The sequence below is a fragment of the Subsaxibacter sp. CAU 1640 genome (assembly GCF_023156585.1).
GTDB lineage: Bacteria > Bacteroidota > Bacteroidia > Flavobacteriales > Flavobacteriaceae > JBPOFM01.
This window is the reverse complement of sequence record NZ_JALNMI010000005.1, coordinates 261,638-279,574: the sequence shown is the minus strand read 5'-3', so window position 1 is coordinate 279,574 and position 17,937 is coordinate 261,638. Positions and strand designations below refer to the sequence as shown.

Here is a 17,937-nt window from a genome sequence, read left to right as displayed (position 1 = left end):
GAAGATGCAGAAGCAAAAAGTAAAAATGGCAATTTTGGATATGAACAACGATGAGCCCAACCAAGGGTTGCGTTGTATTGCGGATATTGCCAAATCATTCAACAAGGAAGTTGATTTTAAAATCTACAATGTAAGGGCAAAGAATGAATTGCCCGATTTATCTTATGACATTTATATTTCCAGTGGTGGACCAGGAAGCCCTTTAGAAGAAGGCACTTGGAGGCAGCCTTATCTAGATTTGATTCAAAATCTATGGGATTTCAATAAGAATTCATCCGAAGAGAAAAAATATGTCTTCTTGATTTGCTATTCATTCCAAGTGGTTTGTGATTATTTTCAATTGGGTGAGATGAAACCAAGAAAGAGCACGTCTTTCGGAATTATGCCTGTACATAAAACTAAAGAAGGTATTAAAGACCGAATGCTTGACGGACTGGACGACCCATTTTGGGCAGTAGATTCCAGAAGTTGGCAGTTGATTCAACCTCGATTGAAAGTTTTTAAGGAAAAAGGCTGTAAGATTTTGAGCCTTGAAAAAATAAGAACACACGTGGAGTATGAACGTGCCATTATGGCTGTTCGATTTTCTGAAGAGTTTGTCGGTACGCAATTCCATCCGGAAGCCGACCCAGTGGGTATGTATGCCCATTTTTCGGAAGCAGTCAATCGCCAAAAAGTGATTACAAATTATGGCGAAGCCAAATACAATGATATGATGGACAAAATGGATGATGAGGATAAAATCATCAGAACTTATAGTGTGATTTTGCCAAAATTCATCACCGAAGCCATTCACCACAACACACATCAACTAATTTCTTGATTTACTGATGATACCAGCCATTCGCAAAGCGTTTAATGCACAGTTTTCTGAAGAAAAATACCAAAATCTTCAAGATGATATTGTAACGACTTACAATTACAAACCCGCATTTAAGATTTGTGAAACGCCTGCATTTATTCCGAAGGAATTGAAAGAGCGACTGGTAACGGCTTGTGATGATATTATGAAAGTCATCAATCAGCCGAATTTTAAAGAATTGACCGAAGGTGCCTTTTTTGAGGACAGTATGCGTGTTCCCAATGAAGATGCACAGTCCAAATTTATTCAGCTGGATTTTGGAATCTGCCTTGATGAAGATGGCAACCCAACACCGAAGTTGATAGAGCTTCAAGGATTTCCTTCCCTATATTTTTTTCAGGAGTTATTGGGACGTATGTACCGCAAGCATTATGATGGTATTCCAAAGGATTTTTCACAGCATTTATATGGAATGACCAGTACTGATTATGTGGAATTATTACGACAGGAAATTGTAGGCGATGCTGACCCAAAACAAGTCGTATTGCTTGAGATAGAACCAGAAAAACAAGCCACAGCTATCGATTTCTTTGCGACAGAAAAAGCGCTTGGCATCAAGGTGTTATGCATTACCAAACTAATCAAACGTGGCAAAAATCTGTTTTACAAAGATGATAATGGCAATGACATTCAAATTAAAAGAGTTTACAACCGAATCATTTTTGACGAACTGAATCAGCGACAAGATTTAAAGACGGAATTCAGTTTTCAGGATGATGTGGACATTGAATGGGTAGGACATCCCAATTGGTTCTTCCGTATTAGTAAATACACGATGCCTCTTTTGAAAGGCGATTATGTGCCGAAATCCTATTACCTCAACAAACTCGAAACCATCCCTTCTGACTTGGAAAATTATGTTTTGAAGCCATTATATTCCTTTGCTGGTGCAGGTGTACAGATTCACGTTACCAAGGAAATGATTGACGACATCAAAGACAAATCGAATTACTTGCTTCAAGAAAAGGTGGCTTACGCTCCTATCATTGAAACAATGGATGTGCCAGCCAAATGTGAAATCCGAATGATGTTGCTTCACAATTCTCAAACCAACAAAACCCAAATCGTAAGTAATCTAATGCGCTTGAGCAAAGGCGAAATGGTCGGTGTCAAATACAACAAAGACAAAACTTGGGTAGGCGGCAGTACTGGGTTTTTTGAAGGATAAATTTCCATTTTTAATATATCGCTTATGAATTTCCGTTTTTTCTTTTTGATGCTTTTTCTAGCATTCAGTTCTGTTTTCAGCCAAGAGATGCCTCGCATCGAAGAGATTACCATTGATTCGAAGCAATTGAATCAACAAAGGCATATGTTGATTTACACACCTAGTTATTATGATGATAATTCATTGACACATTATGAAGTCGTCTATGTTTTTGATGCTCAAAGTAGGGAGTTTTTTGATTTGGTACATTCATTGTTGAATTTTACTGCTCCTTCCAGCAATTTTATAGTTGTTGGTATTATGTCAACCTATATTGAAAGTTTGGATTATAGCAGAAACAATGATATGTTGCCTGCTCCATTACACGAAGACCCAAAGACTTTTTATAACGGATACAGTGGCAATGCTGACAATTTTTTAGGATACGTAGAAAAAGAAGTTATTCCTTATATGTATAGTCATTATCGAACCAAACATAGCCGTATCGCTATAGGGCATTCCTTAAGTGCCTCATTCATATTATATTCAATGTTTAAAAGCCCAAATCTGTTTGATGCTTACTTTGCAATTTCACCAAATTTTGCATTTGATAAAGAACGGATGGTCGATGAGTTTAAACAATTTGATTATCAAAAACTAGCTCATAAAAACTTTGTTTATTTAAGTAATGCTGATGAAGGTATCAATTATTGGAAAGAATGGTTGCCTGCAAGAAATAAAGTCTATGAATTTTTAAATAATTCAGTGCCATCAGACAAATTGACTAGCGTCATCAAAGAATTTCCAGAAGAAAGCCATTGGCCTACTTTTGCACCAAGTTTAATGTATGGCTTCAAATCCTATTTTAAGATGCGTGATGAATTTCTTCCGAATCTTTCTTCAAAATCTTATGAAGTCACAATTAACTTGAAAGTCCTGAATAAGGAAGATGATGTTTATATCACAGGAAATCAACAGGCTTTAGGGAATTGGAACCCTAGTGAAGTTAAAATGCAACGTATATCTGATTTTCAGAGAAGCATTAAACTCAATTTAAAATCTCCAGCTGAATTTAAATTTACCCGAGGCAATTGGGAAACTGAAGGCGGCGTAAAATTGAATGGTGGCTCTGATAATGTCTACATCAACCCCGAAAAGACAAGTTCCTTTGAATTTGAAATCTCCTACTGGGCAGATAAAGAGTAATTTTTTACAACGACTTTGGCGGTGCAGGTAAGCTAGCGTGGAATTCTTCTGAAATACGCTTTGTGTAATTATCCAGCAATTCCATAACACGCTCGCTGCTGTCGGATACTACGATTAAACCAATGTGCCAAGGTTTTTGCATACGCCACACGATTTCCTTATCCATAAAACTGGAGGTATCTGGATGCTCATAACGGCTTAAGGACACTACGATTCCAGCGTATTTGTTATTGGCTTTTGGAAGTGTGTATTTTTGCTTTTTAAGGTTTTTTGATTCGATTTTTGCCCATTCGCCCCAAAGGTTGATGCCAGAGGCAAACTCTACCATCTCCGCCAAATTGGCGCCTCCTACCCTAGACGATGTTTCCAAGAAGAACAACTCTCCAGATTCCCTATTTTGAATGAACTCTGTATGCGACGCGCCAAATTGCATTCCGAAGGCTTTCATCACGTCAGCATTCATCTTGGTCAATCCTTTTTCGACCTTGCTTCCTATCTCGCAACTTGCCGAACGAAAAATGCCGCCTCCGTGTGCCACTTCAAACGGTGTGTCTAAATATTTACTTACTCGAGAGAATACTACTTTTCCATCTACAGTCAATCCATCCACGTGGTAGACATCACCTGGTGCGAACTTTTCCACCAAATAATTATCGCGCTCATCGCCCAATCCGTGAACAATTTGCCACAGTTCATCTTTACTGTGAATTTTCTTGATGCCTGTTGCCGAGGCTTCCATACGCGGTTTCAACAGCCAAGGTGGACTTACCGTATCTGCATACTCATTGATGTCTCCATCGTGAAATAAAGATGTAAATGCAGGCACATTAACGCCTTCTTCTTTTGCCTTCATACGCATCGCCAACTTGTCCCTGAAATAATGTGCGGTGGTCCTACCCATTCCAGCCATTCGGAAATGTTCACGAAGCATTGCTACCTTTTCCACATCAAAATCATCCAATGCCACAAATCGATCAAACTTAATGTTTCTGAACTTATAGGCAATTCCCTTTACGACGTCATTTTGATTCCAGTCGTCAATCCAAAACACATCATCAATCGATTCCCAAGGCCAAATCTCGTTTTCGAGTTTCTTTTTCGTCAATAAATAAACATTATTGCCTTCAGCTTTACAGCTTTTCATAAAATCCTGACCTTTATGGTAAGTGGTAATGCAAAGGAAGTTGAGAGGATGGTTATTAGACATAATTAGATTGTTAGAAAGTTAGACAGCTACGCTGTTAGACTCAAGATGAGCTTGATTGATTTAAAAATAGGAAAATAAATCGAGTTATTCCGCAACTTTTGTTTTAATATAATTGGTAATCAATTGTACGCCATAGCCTGATGCGCTTTTCATCTTTGCATAGGGTGAATCGCCAAAGGATACGCCAGCGATATCCAAGTGCATCCAACTTTTGTGTTCTTCTGTAAAGGCTTCCAAAAACTTTGCAGCCGTGATGGCACCTGCAATTGGTTTGCCACTGAAGTTGCGTAAATCGGCCACATCGCTGTGCAGGTCGCTTTCGTAATCTTCAAACAATGGCAATGGCCACACACGCTCGTTGGTTTCATAGCCTACTTTTGACATTTGATTGGACATTTCGGTATTGTTTGAGAACATACCTGCTGCAAAATAGCCCAAGGTCTGCACCACGCTTCCCGTTAAGGTTGCCAAGTCAATTACTTGTTCTGGTTTGAACTTTTTGATGATGTAATTCAAGCCATCTGCCAAGACCAAACGTCCTTCGGCATCGGTATCAATGATTTCGATGGTTTTGCCAGAATACGAATTGATGACATCACCAGGACGGTAACTGTTGCTGTCTACCGCATTTTCGGCAGAGCACACGACTCCTACTATGTTGACATTCAATTTTAGTTTGGCGACCAATTCCACCACACCCAACACCACAGCTGCACCACCCATATCACTTTTCATATAGTGCAGATTTGTGGAGGATTTGATGGAGAGACCACCCGTATCGAAGGTGATGCCCTTACCGACCAAGCCAATATCGACCTTTTTGCCTTTCTTCGGCATATACTCATTGATGATGACCACAGGCGGATTTGCACTGCCTTGACCGACAGCCATCACCGCATCGAAGCCTTGTTTTTTCAGTTCATCTTGATGCAACACTGTGCATTTGTAATTTGACGCCTTTGAAGACTCTTTTGCCCAGTTACCAAGGAATTCAGGGGTTTTATGATTGGCAGGTGCATCGACCAAGGCTTTGATGCGATTGACCGTTTCGCCTGTCAGTTTGCCTTCTTGCAACTGGGATATGATGTTTTTTGATGAGGAGACTTCCACCGTGAATTTGGTAGCTTTTTCCTTTTTTGATTTGAATTGGCCTATGTCATAGGTTCCCAATTCCAAGCCTGTCACCGCCTTACGGATATCGTCTTCAGACAGCTCCTCACCTACCAACTGAATGCTTTTGCTCCAATACTTTTTTGTTTCAAAACACAGTTTTCTGAAGGCCTCGACCAGCTTTACGTTGTCTTTGTCTTCGCCAATGCCCAACAGATATATCTTATTTCCTTTGGCGCCATACAGCGTTGAAATGCTGCCGAAGTCGCCATTGAAGTTCACGTCTTTTACCGAAGTATATTTTTTCAAGGATTTTGAATCATTCTTTTTAACAGGAACAATCAAATCCTTGGTTTTGTCTATGTTTTGAATGTGTTTGTAGTCCATTGGTTTTTATTTAAAAAATAGCCATTCCACTGCTTTTGGGAATTCTTCCCTCCAATGCATTTCTGAATGATTGCCATGTTCATTTACAGAAAAATGGAACTCTATATTATGACCTTTCCCCATTTTTTTATTGATAATTTTCTCAAGTTTACGCGCATTCGGCAGGTGTTCTGCGCTTTCCTGACCACCCGAATACATGTAAATCTTGGATTTTTCAAGAGGTTTAAAGGATTTGATGTTCTTGAAAATCTTTTTTGAAATCCAGAGACTCGGTGAAAACACCATCATTTTACCGAACACGCCTGGATTTGACAAGCCTGCGTGCAGACTAATCAGCGCTCCCATTGAACTACCGCCAATGCCTGTGTTGTGAAAATCGGGCAGCGTTCGATAGTTGTTATTGATGTAAGGTATCAATTTTTCTATCATAAACTGAATGTAAAAATTGCCTTTTCCTTCACCAAAACGTGGATGATAATATGGCAAATACTCACTGATACGCTCTTGCTCACCATGATCTATAGCAATAATGATGATATCGCTCATGCCTTGCTGGGCTAGTTTGCCCAATGATTTATCAATCGCCCAATCTCCAAAAGGCGCATAGGGATTGAATAAATTTTGTCCGTCTTGTAGATAGAGTACTGGATATCTTTTATCTGACTGGTAATAATCGTGTGGTAGAAGGGCTGATATTTTGCGTGTGGCATTGAGGTGTGGTATCTCATAAGCTTCCTCAATGACCTTTATGATAGGTTCGAACTCCGTCACTGTCATTTAAACTATTTTAAGAAAACAAACATACATTTTTATGCTTTTAAATGCCACAGAAAATTGATTATATATTAACAATAGAGTGATGATTTGTTGACATTGGTTTTCTCAATTAATAATGAATAATTAATAATTAACAATTATGAATAATGATGATGGTCGATTTGCTATTTATGACTTATGGTTGAAAAGAGTACCACGAATACACTAATGGTTTTGTTTTGGTATTAGTGGATATGAGGTTGGGAGGTTTTGAGGAGCAGGTCTTACAACCAAAAGCCCCTTAATTTATTGAATTCATCTTCATATTGAGATTTCATAAACTCTAGAGGTTCAGTTTGAATACGATCATGCTCTTTCATTTTTTCAAATCCATTTTCCCACATAAATGAATTCCACTTAAATGTTTTATCGGTTTTTTCAATTTCTACTGTGATAGCTCCACATCCAACATCTCCGCATTCTCTACAAATGAATAATTTAATTCTTTCAGAGTCCAAATCAGAATCTTTTTCTAGCATAAATTCCATTATGGTTTCCAATTCATAGTTAGTTTGACCGTAGAATCCAAATACTGGGATGGTGTCTAATTTACCTTCAATTAGTTTATCAGTCAGAGATTTACCATTTATAACAATATCAAATACGTTTCGTTCAATAATTCTTTCTTTGGTATTGCCTGGTAGTTTTCTTGGAATTAATTTTATAGTGTCCAAATGATTTTGCTATTAATGGTTGGATTTAGCATAAATATAATTATTTACGACAATATTTTTTGAGGACATTAATGCTTTTTGTTGTTCCATTTAAGAAGATTTGATGATTTTTAAAGGTTGTGAATATTGAAAAAAAGAGGCCATATTTTTAGATAGAATCAAAAATAATCATAACAAAAAGTTAAAATAAACAATAGTTTCCCTATTTTGTGAAGCGATAATCACCCTAAACGTTCTAATTTTGGAAGAGAAACTAATCATTAATTTCACTCCCACCGGAATGATCCCTACTAAAGAAATGACACCTCACGTTCCCGTAAGTGTATCAGAAATAGTGGAAGATGTTCATCGGGTGAGTGAATTAGGCATCACCATGGCTCACTTGCACGCAAGAGATGCCGTGACAGGAAAACCTGCTTATGAGAAAGAGATCTATGCTGATATACTGGCGGGTATTAGAAAATATGCACCAACGCTGGTGCTATGCGTGTCTTTAAGCGGACGCGACTTTAGTGAACTGGAACAACGCAGCGATGCAGTATTGCTCAAAGGCGATTTGAAACCCGACATGGGTAGCTTGACCTTGAGTTCCCTAAATTTTAATACGCAAGCGAGTATCAATAGCCCTCAAATGGTGCAGGATTTAGCAAGGGTGATGAAAGAGAACGGTGTGGTACCCGAACTGGAAGTTTTTGACAATGGAATGATCAACTATGCCAAATACCTTGAGGTGAAAAAACTGATTCAACCACCTTACTACTTTAATCTTCTTTTTGGAAATATTGCCTGTGCACAGGCTGACTTGCTTCACACAGGTGTGATGATCAACGATTTGCCGAAAAATTCTTTTTGGAGCTTGGCAGGCATCGGTAACAATCAGCTTAAAATGAATTCTCTAGCCGTCGCTGTAGGTGGTGGTGTGCGTGTGGGCATTGAGGATAATATCTGGTATGACACGTCGAGGACCAAACTCGCTACCAACTATGAGATGATAGAACGTATTCATGTGATTGCCGAAGCCAATGAACGCGGTATTATGACGCCGGAAGAATTCCGGAAGAAAATGAACATGAATCCAGGGAATGGATCTTATGGTCGAGACTTTACATAGGTAGCCATGCCACAAGCAATCGCACATAACGGAAAAAACAAGTCTTCCTACAGCCTGTCGGTCATTTGGAACACTATACGACATGGTCTGTTCTTTCAAGGACTTCGGCATGCCTTGGCAAAAATTGGTATTGACATTATGCCCTATTATTGGGTAGCGGAAGAAGTAAGGCCATCTGACAAACCTGTTTTAAGATCGGAGTCTGACGACTTTGAGTTTACTTCCTTAAACGAAGCGCAGGTGCAAAGCCTATTGAATGCTTCGGACCATTTGAATCAAGAGAAAATAAACATCAGTATTGCAGATGGACAGGAATGTATAGGACTCATCCAAAATGGCACTGTTGCTGCCTATATGTTTATAAAATATGATGACTTGACCTTTAAGAATAAGCTGTTTAGGATCAATTCTGACGAAGCTTATTTACTCAACATGTATACTTTTGATGATTTCAGAGGCAAGAACTTGGCTCCGTATCTGCGATATTTGAGCTACCGTTATCTAAACGACAAAGGCATCCATAAGAAATACAGTATCAGCAATTATTTTAATAAATCGGCCATTCGATTTAAGGAAAAGCTGAACTCTAGACACTTGAAACTGTATATGAATATCGAGTTATTCAAGAAGTTTCAGTGGCATTTTATGTTGCGGAGGTTTAAATAATTACCAGGCTTCGAATAGCTTTTTTCCTTTTACTGCAAAAAGTAACAGTAAGGTGACGATGCTGACTACGAGAAAGGCGATATTGATAAATTGGAAATTGTCAACGACTACTACGCTGACCAACCACAAGGCTAAATATAAGGCTACGATTCTACTGAGGGACATTTTCATTTCGTTTATTTTAGGTATTATAAGTTCTCTCTTATAATGTGTTTCAAAGATAGGTTAGAGTGCTTGGCAGCGTTTTACACAATTTATAGGAAATGTTGTACAATTGACATATTTTAATTGCATCCTGATTTAGGAATACTAGGTTTTATGACGGAGAATTGAGTGAGATTCAGTGGGTTGCATAAGGAAGAAACAGAACTGAACTTCACTCAAAATCATAGACATATGTTTGAACTCCTGCTCCAGTTAATTCGTGAGTTATGGAAGGTTCAATTTGATCCCATTTACCTCCAGCGAGTCCACATCCAATGTGAGGCATATGAACGGATGCATTTATTTCTCTAGCGAAAACACTAACTTTTGAAAGTCCTTTTCTAATAGCATTATATCTTACAGGAGGCAATCCATCCTTACTTTTTTTGATATTTCGTTGCCCAATTAAATTGGCTATCCAAAGTGTTGGTTCAACCTGTACAAACTGTACTTCTCCCAAATCAAAATCATTGCCGTGACTAGCCCATTCTCTATAATTTTTTTCAGGTTCTTTCCATCTTTTTGAAATTGCCATCACGAACCCTTTTCCCCAACCACCTACATCGTTGCAGACATGAACAATAATCTTATTACCTTGTCCTACGGGTTGCGTTGCGTCTCCTTTTAAATAGTTTATCTGCATTGTTTATCTATCGTAATTGCTTTGTATTTATCTTATGATTTTTAATTGTTGCTAATTGTCTCAGCTTTGATTTCGTCAATTGAGGACTTATAAAAATATATTTTATATAAGGTGTCGATAGTAGTTTTTATTCCTTTTTAAACATTTTTTGGGCAAAATTCCAAAAAGCATCAATTCCGAATTTCTCTAATTCAGGTTGAGGACTGGTCAATTCGATTCGCCCATTTTTCCTTTCCAATTTATACTCAATCTCCTCTGTTTTTTCAGTTTCGTTTTCTCTAATTCTGATATTCTTTTCCCCGATTCTTTCCCATTCAAATTCCCCACTGTAATTATAACCTCCTGTTTCATCATCTCCTTCTGACCAACTTTCATATTTCCCAGTTCCGTCAGAGTTAATTTTCATCCACGAACCCATAATCATCATAAAACCACTTCCATCATCGGAATTCCATTCTCCCCATAACTCATCTTTTTTTAATAGAGATTTTATATTTCCAAATAGGTTCATTGGTTTTGTTTTTTTTAAATGTTGTATAGAGGTTAATGTATGGTTTGCTGCGCCAGTTCGCATAGCTCGTATCTGATTAGGAATCAGCTGCAATGAGCTATATATGTTATGGTAAAATGTTTTTTATTTAGATGTGTATTTAATCACTATTCTTGGATTTATTAATTCCGATTCCGTTTTTTGCTCAATTACTTTTAATCTTTTATCATATTTTATTGTCAATGTATCAAAGCTTTTCCATTTAAAACTAACATCATTTCGATTTACAAATGGCGCATCCACCACGAAAATAGGTTCTGAAATTGTATCATCAATATTATTACAATATGTCGCGTAAATGTGCAATGATCTATTTGTCACTGCATTTCCATCCCTTTCAGTCAATTTAATTTTACGCGTTTTTTGGAAATCACATTCGGCTTTCAATTCAGTTTCGAACGGTTGGTCAAAAATCTCAAAGTTTGTCATTAAAACAAAAAATCCAATAATCGTCAAAAGTGCGATTATTAAAATTCCTATCAGTGTTTTTTTTTTCAAGTTCGAGTGAGTTTTAGCTTGTGTCAGAAGTATGCGAGAATGAGCAAGTATATATTGTAATTGTTGTAACCAGTTTTTTTTAATTCAGTCGAGATTCTAATTCAATTCTCACCTCCTCTGCTGTCGGGTCTTTTGCCAAAATCAGTCCGTTTTCGTCAATTAGGAATATTCCACCGCCACCACCATCGACTCCATATTTTTGCCAAATATTATTTTGTCTGTCCAACTCAACAAGGTTTGTCCATTCCCATTTTTCTTTTTCAAGGAATTTTACAAGTCTATCTGTATTTTTAAATTCTCCAGCAACTCCAATAATTGTAAATCCTTTGTCTTTGTATTCGTTGTAGAGAGGAACCATTGTTCTACTTTTGGCTATGCAAGGTCCACACCAAGTAGCCCATAGATCTAATAACGCTATTTTCCCATTAATTTTTTCAGAAAGTTTTATTTCGGTTCCATTTAAATCAGGTGCGGAAAAGTCAGTATATTTTTTTCCAATTTTTATGTTTTCAATTGCATTAATTAAGTTTGAAGCAAGTTCATTATATGGATGTGTCGGGTTGGCGTCTGACAATATTTTGTAATTTTTTTTAGCAGAATTAACATCAAGATTTTCTTTATTAAAAATTAAGTTGTCTAATAAAAAGGAATATGACACAAGATTAGGATTGCTTTCAATATAATTCTGCTGAAACATCTTTTGCTCCTCGTAAATTGGTTTTATTTTATTGTCTAGCTCTTTGGCTTTAGGACTTAAATTTTCGCCTGATTTTTCTAAATCATTAAGCTTTTTGTAAATGACTACTTTCTCATCTTGATCTTTGGCTTTTTTTAATTCCGTGTAAAGTAGTTTTGTTTTATCGCTGTTATATTCGTCACTTTTAAAAAGTGCTTTGATGATATCTTGAAGCGGCTTTATTCTATTGTTAAATTTATCATCAAAACGTTCTTTATATTTTCTGTATTCATCATTTAGTTTTCCACCTTCGACTATGTTTTTATCAAACTCTTCTTCGGGATAAATTGTTAAATCAATTTTTTCATTCTCTAAAAATAGTGGCATAAACCTTCCTAAATCTTTAGTTAGAAAAAGAGTTACATATTCTGGGTGATCAAGTTTAGACTCATAATGAAATTTGCCATCTATAACTGGAATCTCTATTATTGAATCAAACCTTGTATCTTGATTAGGTTTCACTAAAATGATTGATTTTGTATCTGTTCCTACTGTTTTTCCACTTATCCTTAGTAGTTGTTCTTTTTCCGACAAACAATTCAAGAAAGATAGTATTGTAAATAGTAAAATAAATTTGGTAATAAATTTCATTCTCGATCTCGGTTAGAAATTTTGCAAAACTCATTATATCAACACTAAAATACTCATTTAATGGATTAATTAATGGGATATAATGTTTTTTAGTGTGGTTTTAGGGTTCTTTATGAAGATGTGATGGATGACGAAGTGATATTTTCTAGATTTTTTCAACCATATGTTTAGAGAACTTGTTCCGTAACCACGGGAAACTGTCCTGTAACGACGGGATAAGGAGAACACACGTCGGGAAAGCGAGAACGCACGACGGGAAAGCGAGAACACATGTCGGGTAAAGGACAACACACGTCGGGAAAGTCAAAACACACGACGGGATAAGGAGAACGCATGTCGGGAAAGTTAAAACACATGACGGGATAAGGGCAACACACGTCGGGTGAAGGACAACACACGCCAGATGTACCGCAACACATGACTGGGAAGACGGAACATATGACAGATGAAGGACAACACACGTCGGGTTAAGGACAACACACGCCGGGTAAGTGACAACACATGACGGGATAAGGACAACACATGTCGGGTAAGGGGCAACACATGACGGGATAAGGAGAACACACGTCGGGTAAGGGACAACACATGACGGGATAAGGGCAACACACGTCGGGTAAGGGACAACACACGCCCGATGTACCGCAACACATGAATGGATAGACGGAACACACGCCCGATATGACATAACACACGATATCCATACGAGAACATCATTGCATTATGGTGGATGCTATGAACTGACGGTACTACTTGGTTACGCTCTGTTACCTTGAATAGTTAGGAGACTCCTTTGTGATGGTGACATCGTGAGGATGGCTCTCGTTGATACCTGATGCGGTGATCTTTACGAATTGGCCTTTCTCTTTTAAAGTTGCAATGTCCTTGGCACCGCAATAGCCCATACCTGCACGGAGTCCGCCGACAAACTGATGGATGCTCTCGAACAAATCGCCTTTGTAAGGTACGCGACCTACGATACCTTCTGGCACCAGTTTTTTGATATCGTCTTCGACATCCTGAAAGTAACGGTCTTTACTGCCTTGTTTCATGGCCTCTACAGAACCCATACCACGATAGGACTTGAATTTTCTTCCTTCGTAGATAATTGTTTCGCCAGGAGATTCTTTAGTACCAGCCAACAAGGAGCCCAACATCACTGTATCGGCACCAGCTGCGATGGCTTTAGGGATATCGCCTGTGTAACGGATACCACCATCTGCAATGACCGGCACACCAGTGCCTTTAATGGCAGCAGCGACCTCTAATACTGCAGAAAACTGTGGAAACCCAACACCAGCCACGACCCTTGTGGTACAAATAGAGCCTGGACCAATACCAACCTTGACGGCATCGGCACCTGCTTCTACCAAATACTTGGCCGCTTCGCCCGTAGCGATGTTACCGACCACTACTTCGAGGTTTGGGAATTTACTTTTGATGGACTTCAAGATGGATACCACACCTTTGGTATGTCCGTGCGCTGTATCGATGATGACTGCATCGACACCCGAATTGACAAGCGCTTCTGCCCTCTCTACAGCATCGGCAGTGACGCCCAACGCGGCAGCCACTCTTAAACGACCGAAGCTGTCTTTATTGGAAATAGGTTTTGTGGTCAGCTTTGTGATATCACGGAAGGTAATTAATCCAGCCAACTTGTAATTGTCGTCGACAATGAGAAGTTTTTCGATTTTATTCTGTTGTAGAATTCCTTCTGCGTCTTCCAAGGAGGTGCCGATAGGCGCCGTGATGAGATTGTCTTTGGTCATTACATCGACAATAGGACGCGAATTGTCTTTTTCGAAGCGCAAATCGCGATTGGTGACAATTCCTTTCAAGATACCGCTGTCGTCCACAATGGGAATGCCACCGATACTGTGCTCTGCCATATTCTGTTTTGCATCCAGAACCTTGGCTGTCAAAGGCAAGGTCACAGGATCGGTAATCATACCGCTTTCGGCACGCTTTACCTTTCGGACTTCGGCAGCTTGGTCGGCAATGGTCATATTTTTATGCAACACACCTATTCCACCCTCGCGTGCAATGGCGATAGCCATAGCGCTTTCCGTGACCGTATCCATAGCAGCGGACACAATGGGGATATTGATTTTGATGTTGCGTGTAAATTGAGTTTGGATATTGACCTCTCTTGGAAGTACTTCTGAAAATGCTGGAACCAAAAGGACGTCGTCGTAAGTAAGCCCTTCTCCCAGAATTTTATTTTGATGTGATGTCATCGCAATTAGGATTTAATTGCATGCAAATATACGATTAAAATTGCGATTACAACTTTATTTATTTTTTAAGTATTTGCAGTAGTCGCGAAGCTTATGGAATGCGTAGGAATATCTGTCATCCGCATTGGCAATATCACCTTCAAAGCGAATCTGTTTCGGTACAAAAATACTGTACAAGGATTTTCCCTTGGCAATGCGTTCAATGTGCTTGAGACTCTTGTCATCAATGGTTTTATAGACGTCGGAAATCCAGTAATGCTGCTCCTTTTTCAGGATTTCTTTGTCCCATCCTTCAGCCTTGGTACCTTTTAAAATTTCTTCGGATTCATATAATTCTTTCAGCATTACAAAGGAATTGAAGAATACTGCATTGCTGCCATCCATTGCATAGTCTTTGATTTTACGGCTGGTCAAGGTTTGATATGGGAACGATTCCAAGAGTCGTAATTTGTTGGAAATGAAATATGCCATTCTTGGCCAGACCACTTCGTGGCCTTTTAAATTGAGTTCGGTGTCCATCCAAAGGAAAAAATCCTTTCGCTGCTTGATGGTTTGATATTCTTGAGGATTGTTGTTGAGCAGGTTGTGTCGATTAGCGTTCATCCAAACTAAAGTGTTATGTTTTCTGTCAGATTTCAACCAATCTTGAGGCTGTAATGTGCTATTATTTGTTTCTTTTTGATATGATTTTAGCGACTTGTATTCTTTTGCCACGCTCTTGAATGACGATAAGCAAACCGCTACAAACACTACAAGTTTTATCGAATTCATTTTCATCCATGCTCTTTTACGATTGCCTTCTACCTAATGGTACATCGTAAAAATCTTCGTGGCTTCGTTATAAGCACTTTCAAAACTCAAGGCATTCAGATTATTGTTCTTTTTCGACGTAAAATAAGATAGGAGTTTTTCCGTAGGCATATTTCCTGTCAATTCATCTTTCGCCATTGGGCAACCACCAAAGCCTTGAATCGCTCCATCAAAACGCAAACAGCCAGCCTTGTAAGCCGCATCAACCTTTTCGTGCCACGTGGTAGGCGTGGTATGTAAATGTGCGCCGAACTCGATGTGAGGATATTTTGGAATCAAATTAGAAAACAAATAATCTATATTTTCTGGGTTTGAAGTACCAACGGTATCGCTCAAGGATAAAATCTTCACTCCCATTTGCGCCAAGCGTTCCGTCCAATCTCCTACGATGTCCACGTTCCAAGGGTCGCCATACGGATTTCCAAAGCCCATAGAAATGTAAACAACCACTTCCTTGTTGACCTTGCTGGCAATGTCAAGGATTTCTTTAAGCGTCTCCACCGACTGCGCAATGGTTTTGTGGGTATTACGCATCTGAAAGTTTTCAGAAATCGAGAACGGATATCCCAAATAGTTGATTTCTGGATGCACTGATGCATCTTCGGCGCCTCTTGTGTTGGCGATTATTGCCAATAGCTTGCTCTTTGTATTTGATAAATCGAGACGCGAGAGTACTTCAGCCGTATCTACCATTTGCGGAATGGCTTTTGGAGATACAAAACTACCAAAGTCGATGGTATCGAAACCCACGCGCAACAAGGACTGAATGTACTGCACTTTCTTTTCCGTCGGAATGAAATCCTTGATGCCTTGCATTGCATCACGCGGACATTCGATGATCTTTATTTGGTCGTTCATATGCTTCAAAGATAATAAAGAATGTGATGAGCAAAACTATTTTCAAAGTTTACTTAAATTGTGGTCTGTTTTAGTAATTTCATTTTTCAACTTAAATCATTCATTCATTGATAATTCCTGTTACCACCGACGAACAGATTGAAATCACTGCCGCCTTGGCCAAGAAGATTTGGAATCAACATTATGTTGCCATCATCGGTCAAGATCAAGTGGATTATATGGTGGATAAATTCCAGAGTACAAATGCTTTTACAAAACAAATCGACGAAGGGTATCTTTATTTTTTGATTCAACACGAGGAAGACTTTTGTGGGTATTTGGCTTTAGTAGTTGATGAAGCAGCTGAAAAATTGATGATCAGTAAAATCTATGTGGATGCTGATTTTAGAGGACTTGGATTAGGTAAGCAACTGATGGATTTTGCAATTGAAAGAGGCAGAGAAAAACACTTGAAAACACTTTGGTTGACAGTGAATAAATACAATACCAACTCCATTGAATGGTATAAATACCTTGGATTTAACGTCAAGGAAGCCATTCAAATAGATATTGGGAACGGCTTTATTATGGATGATTATTTGATGGAGAAACCTATTTAGACGCTTATTTCTTCATTAATGCTTTGTTGATGTCTTTTATCAATTTCGGACCTTCATAAATAAAACCAGTGTACAATTGGACCAAATCAGCACCAGCATCCAATTTTTCAAGAGCATCTGTGGCTGAATGAATGCCTCCAACGCCAATAATTGGGAATGCTTTGTTGCTTTTTTCCGCCAAAAACCGAATGACTTCTGTGGAACGATTGGTCAAAGGTTTTCCGCTCAATCCGCCTGTTTCAGATTTATTTTCAGATTTTAAGCCTTCACGTGAAATGGTCGTGTTCGTAGCGATGACACCATCTATTTTGGTATCTGAAACAATGTCAATAATATCCATCAATTGATCGTCTGTCAAATCTGGAGCAATTTTTAAGAGAATTGGTTTTCTTGCTGTTTTGGTAGAATTGAGATGTTGCAGGTCGTTGAGAAGCTTGGTTAATGGCTCTTTGTCCTGAAGCGCTCTCAAATTGGGCGTATTTGGCGAACTCACATTCACCACAAAATAATCGACATAGTCAAACAAGGCTTGGAAGCATATTTTATAGTCTTCAACAGCTTCATCATTGGGCGTGATTTTATTTTTCCCGATGTTGCCACCAATCAGTACACCCTCGTTTTCCTTCAATCTTAAAACAGCCTGCTCGACACCACCATTGTTGAAACCCATTCTGTTGATAATCGCTTGGTCTGCTTTTAAGCGAAACAATCTCTTTTTCGGATTGCCATCTTGTGGTTTTGGCGTCAACGTACCAATCTCAATAAAGCCGAATCCGAAGTTGCTCAATTCATTGTACAGCTTGGCATCCTTATCAAAACCTGCAGCGAGTCCAACAGGATTTTTGAAAGTCAAGCCAAACAATTGTCGCTCCAAACGTTTGTCTTCGACGAGGTACAAACTTCGAAACAAAGCCTTCATTCCTGGGAATTTGCACAAGGTTCTAATCATTCCGAAGGTGAAATGATGGACTTTTTCAGGGTCGAAACAAAATAGCAGCGGTCTAATGAAGAGTTTGTACATAATG

Annotated in this window: 18 protein-coding genes; 6 read left to right on the top strand and 12 right to left on the bottom strand. The window is 38.7% G+C overall.

All coding sequences use genetic code 11. The features are described 5' to 3' along the window. Positions 1–4 precede the first annotated feature (4 nt). The 3 genes from M0G43_RS13710 to M0G43_RS13700 are packed head-to-tail and all read left to right on the top strand — an operon-like array spanning position 5 to position 3,215. On the top strand, positions 5–823 hold the full coding sequence (locus tag M0G43_RS13710; RefSeq protein WP_248027311.1) for a type 1 glutamine amidotransferase: 819 nt from the start codon (positions 5–7) through the stop codon (positions 821–823). 7 nt (positions 824–830) lie between these two features. Further along, entirely contained in the window at positions 831–2,030 is a 1,200-nt protein-coding gene (locus tag M0G43_RS13705; protein ID WP_248027309.1) for a hypothetical protein, read from the top strand. 24 nt (positions 2,031–2,054) lie between these two features. Further along, entirely contained in the window at positions 2,055–3,215 is a 1,161-nt protein-coding gene (locus M0G43_RS13700) for an alpha/beta hydrolase-fold protein (RefSeq protein WP_248027307.1), read from the top strand. 4 nt (positions 3,216–3,219) lie between these two features. Here M0G43_RS13700 and M0G43_RS13695 read toward each other — a convergent pair whose 3' ends face one another. The 4 genes from M0G43_RS13695 to M0G43_RS13680 form a co-directional block, all read right to left on the bottom strand. After that, positions 3,220–4,422, bottom strand: a complete 1,203-nt coding sequence (locus M0G43_RS13695; protein WP_248027305.1) for an acetyl-CoA carboxylase biotin carboxylase subunit family protein — start codon at positions 4,420–4,422, stop codon at positions 3,220–3,222. A gap of 84 nt (positions 4,423–4,506) precedes the next feature. Further along, positions 4,507–5,919 (bottom strand): leucyl aminopeptidase family protein, encoded by a 1,413-nt coding sequence (locus M0G43_RS13690; RefSeq protein ID WP_248027304.1) that lies wholly within the window; start codon positions 5,917–5,919, stop codon positions 4,507–4,509. 6 nt (positions 5,920–5,925) lie between these two features. Next, a complete protein-coding gene (locus tag M0G43_RS13685; protein WP_248027303.1) occupies positions 5,926–6,696 on the bottom strand; it encodes an alpha/beta hydrolase in 771 nt (256 codons plus the stop codon). A 263-nt stretch (positions 6,697–6,959) separates the two neighbouring features. Continuing rightward, positions 6,960–7,409, bottom strand: a complete 450-nt coding sequence (locus M0G43_RS13680) for a hypothetical protein (RefSeq protein ID WP_248027301.1) — start codon at positions 7,407–7,409, stop codon at positions 6,960–6,962. Between the two features lie 241 nt (positions 7,410–7,650). Here M0G43_RS13680 and M0G43_RS13675 point away from each other — a divergent pair, with 241 nt between their 5' ends. After that, entirely contained in the window at positions 7,651–8,520 is an 870-nt protein-coding gene (locus M0G43_RS13675; protein WP_248027299.1) for a 3-keto-5-aminohexanoate cleavage protein, read from the top strand. A gap of 6 nt (positions 8,521–8,526) precedes the next feature. Further along, positions 8,527–9,186, top strand: a complete 660-nt coding sequence (locus tag M0G43_RS13670; RefSeq protein ID WP_248027296.1) for a hypothetical protein — start codon at positions 8,527–8,529, stop codon at positions 9,184–9,186. Between the two features lie 376 nt (positions 9,187–9,562). Here M0G43_RS13670 and M0G43_RS13665 read toward each other — a convergent pair whose 3' ends face one another. The 7 genes from M0G43_RS13665 to M0G43_RS13635 form a co-directional block, all read right to left on the bottom strand. Then, the gene (locus M0G43_RS13665) at positions 9,563–10,033 is read right to left on the bottom strand and encodes an Appr-1-p processing protein (RefSeq protein ID WP_248027294.1); all 471 of its coding nucleotides are present in this window, start codon (positions 10,031–10,033) and stop codon (positions 9,563–9,565) included. A 127-nt stretch (positions 10,034–10,160) separates the two neighbouring features. Further along, complete coding sequence (locus M0G43_RS13660; RefSeq protein ID WP_248027292.1) at positions 10,161–10,544, bottom strand: hypothetical protein; 384 nt, start codon at positions 10,542–10,544, stop codon at positions 10,161–10,163. Between the two features lie 123 nt (positions 10,545–10,667). Continuing rightward, complete coding sequence (locus M0G43_RS13655; RefSeq protein WP_248027290.1) at positions 10,668–11,081, bottom strand: hypothetical protein; 414 nt, start codon at positions 11,079–11,081, stop codon at positions 10,668–10,670. 79 nt (positions 11,082–11,160) lie between these two features. Then, positions 11,161–12,408, bottom strand: coding sequence for a TlpA disulfide reductase family protein (locus tag M0G43_RS13650; protein WP_248027288.1), 1,248 nt, complete (start codon positions 12,406–12,408; stop codon positions 11,161–11,163). 764 nt (positions 12,409–13,172) lie between these two features. Then, positions 13,173–14,645 (bottom strand): IMP dehydrogenase, encoded by a 1,473-nt coding sequence (gene guaB, locus M0G43_RS13645; RefSeq protein ID WP_248027286.1) that lies wholly within the window; start codon positions 14,643–14,645, stop codon positions 13,173–13,175. Between the two features lie 54 nt (positions 14,646–14,699). Further along, on the bottom strand, positions 14,700–15,416 hold the full coding sequence (locus M0G43_RS13640) for an Insecticidal toxin complex protein (RefSeq protein ID WP_248027284.1): 717 nt from the start codon (positions 15,414–15,416) through the stop codon (positions 14,700–14,702). 33 nt (positions 15,417–15,449) lie between these two features. Beyond that, a complete protein-coding gene (locus M0G43_RS13635; protein WP_248027282.1) occupies positions 15,450–16,313 on the bottom strand; it encodes a hydroxymethylglutaryl-CoA lyase in 864 nt (287 codons plus the stop codon). Between the two features lie 107 nt (positions 16,314–16,420). Between M0G43_RS13635 and M0G43_RS13630 the strand changes: the two genes are divergently transcribed. Beyond that, positions 16,421–16,912 (top strand): GNAT family N-acetyltransferase, encoded by a 492-nt coding sequence (locus M0G43_RS13630; protein ID WP_248027280.1) that lies wholly within the window; start codon positions 16,421–16,423, stop codon positions 16,910–16,912. A 4-nt stretch (positions 16,913–16,916) separates the two neighbouring features. On the opposite strand, the gene M0G43_RS13625 is transcribed toward M0G43_RS13630, so the two are convergent. Beyond that, positions 16,917–17,933 (bottom strand): quinone-dependent dihydroorotate dehydrogenase, encoded by a 1,017-nt coding sequence (locus M0G43_RS13625; protein WP_248027278.1) that lies wholly within the window; start codon positions 17,931–17,933, stop codon positions 16,917–16,919. Between the last annotated feature and the right edge of the window lie 4 nt (positions 17,934–17,937).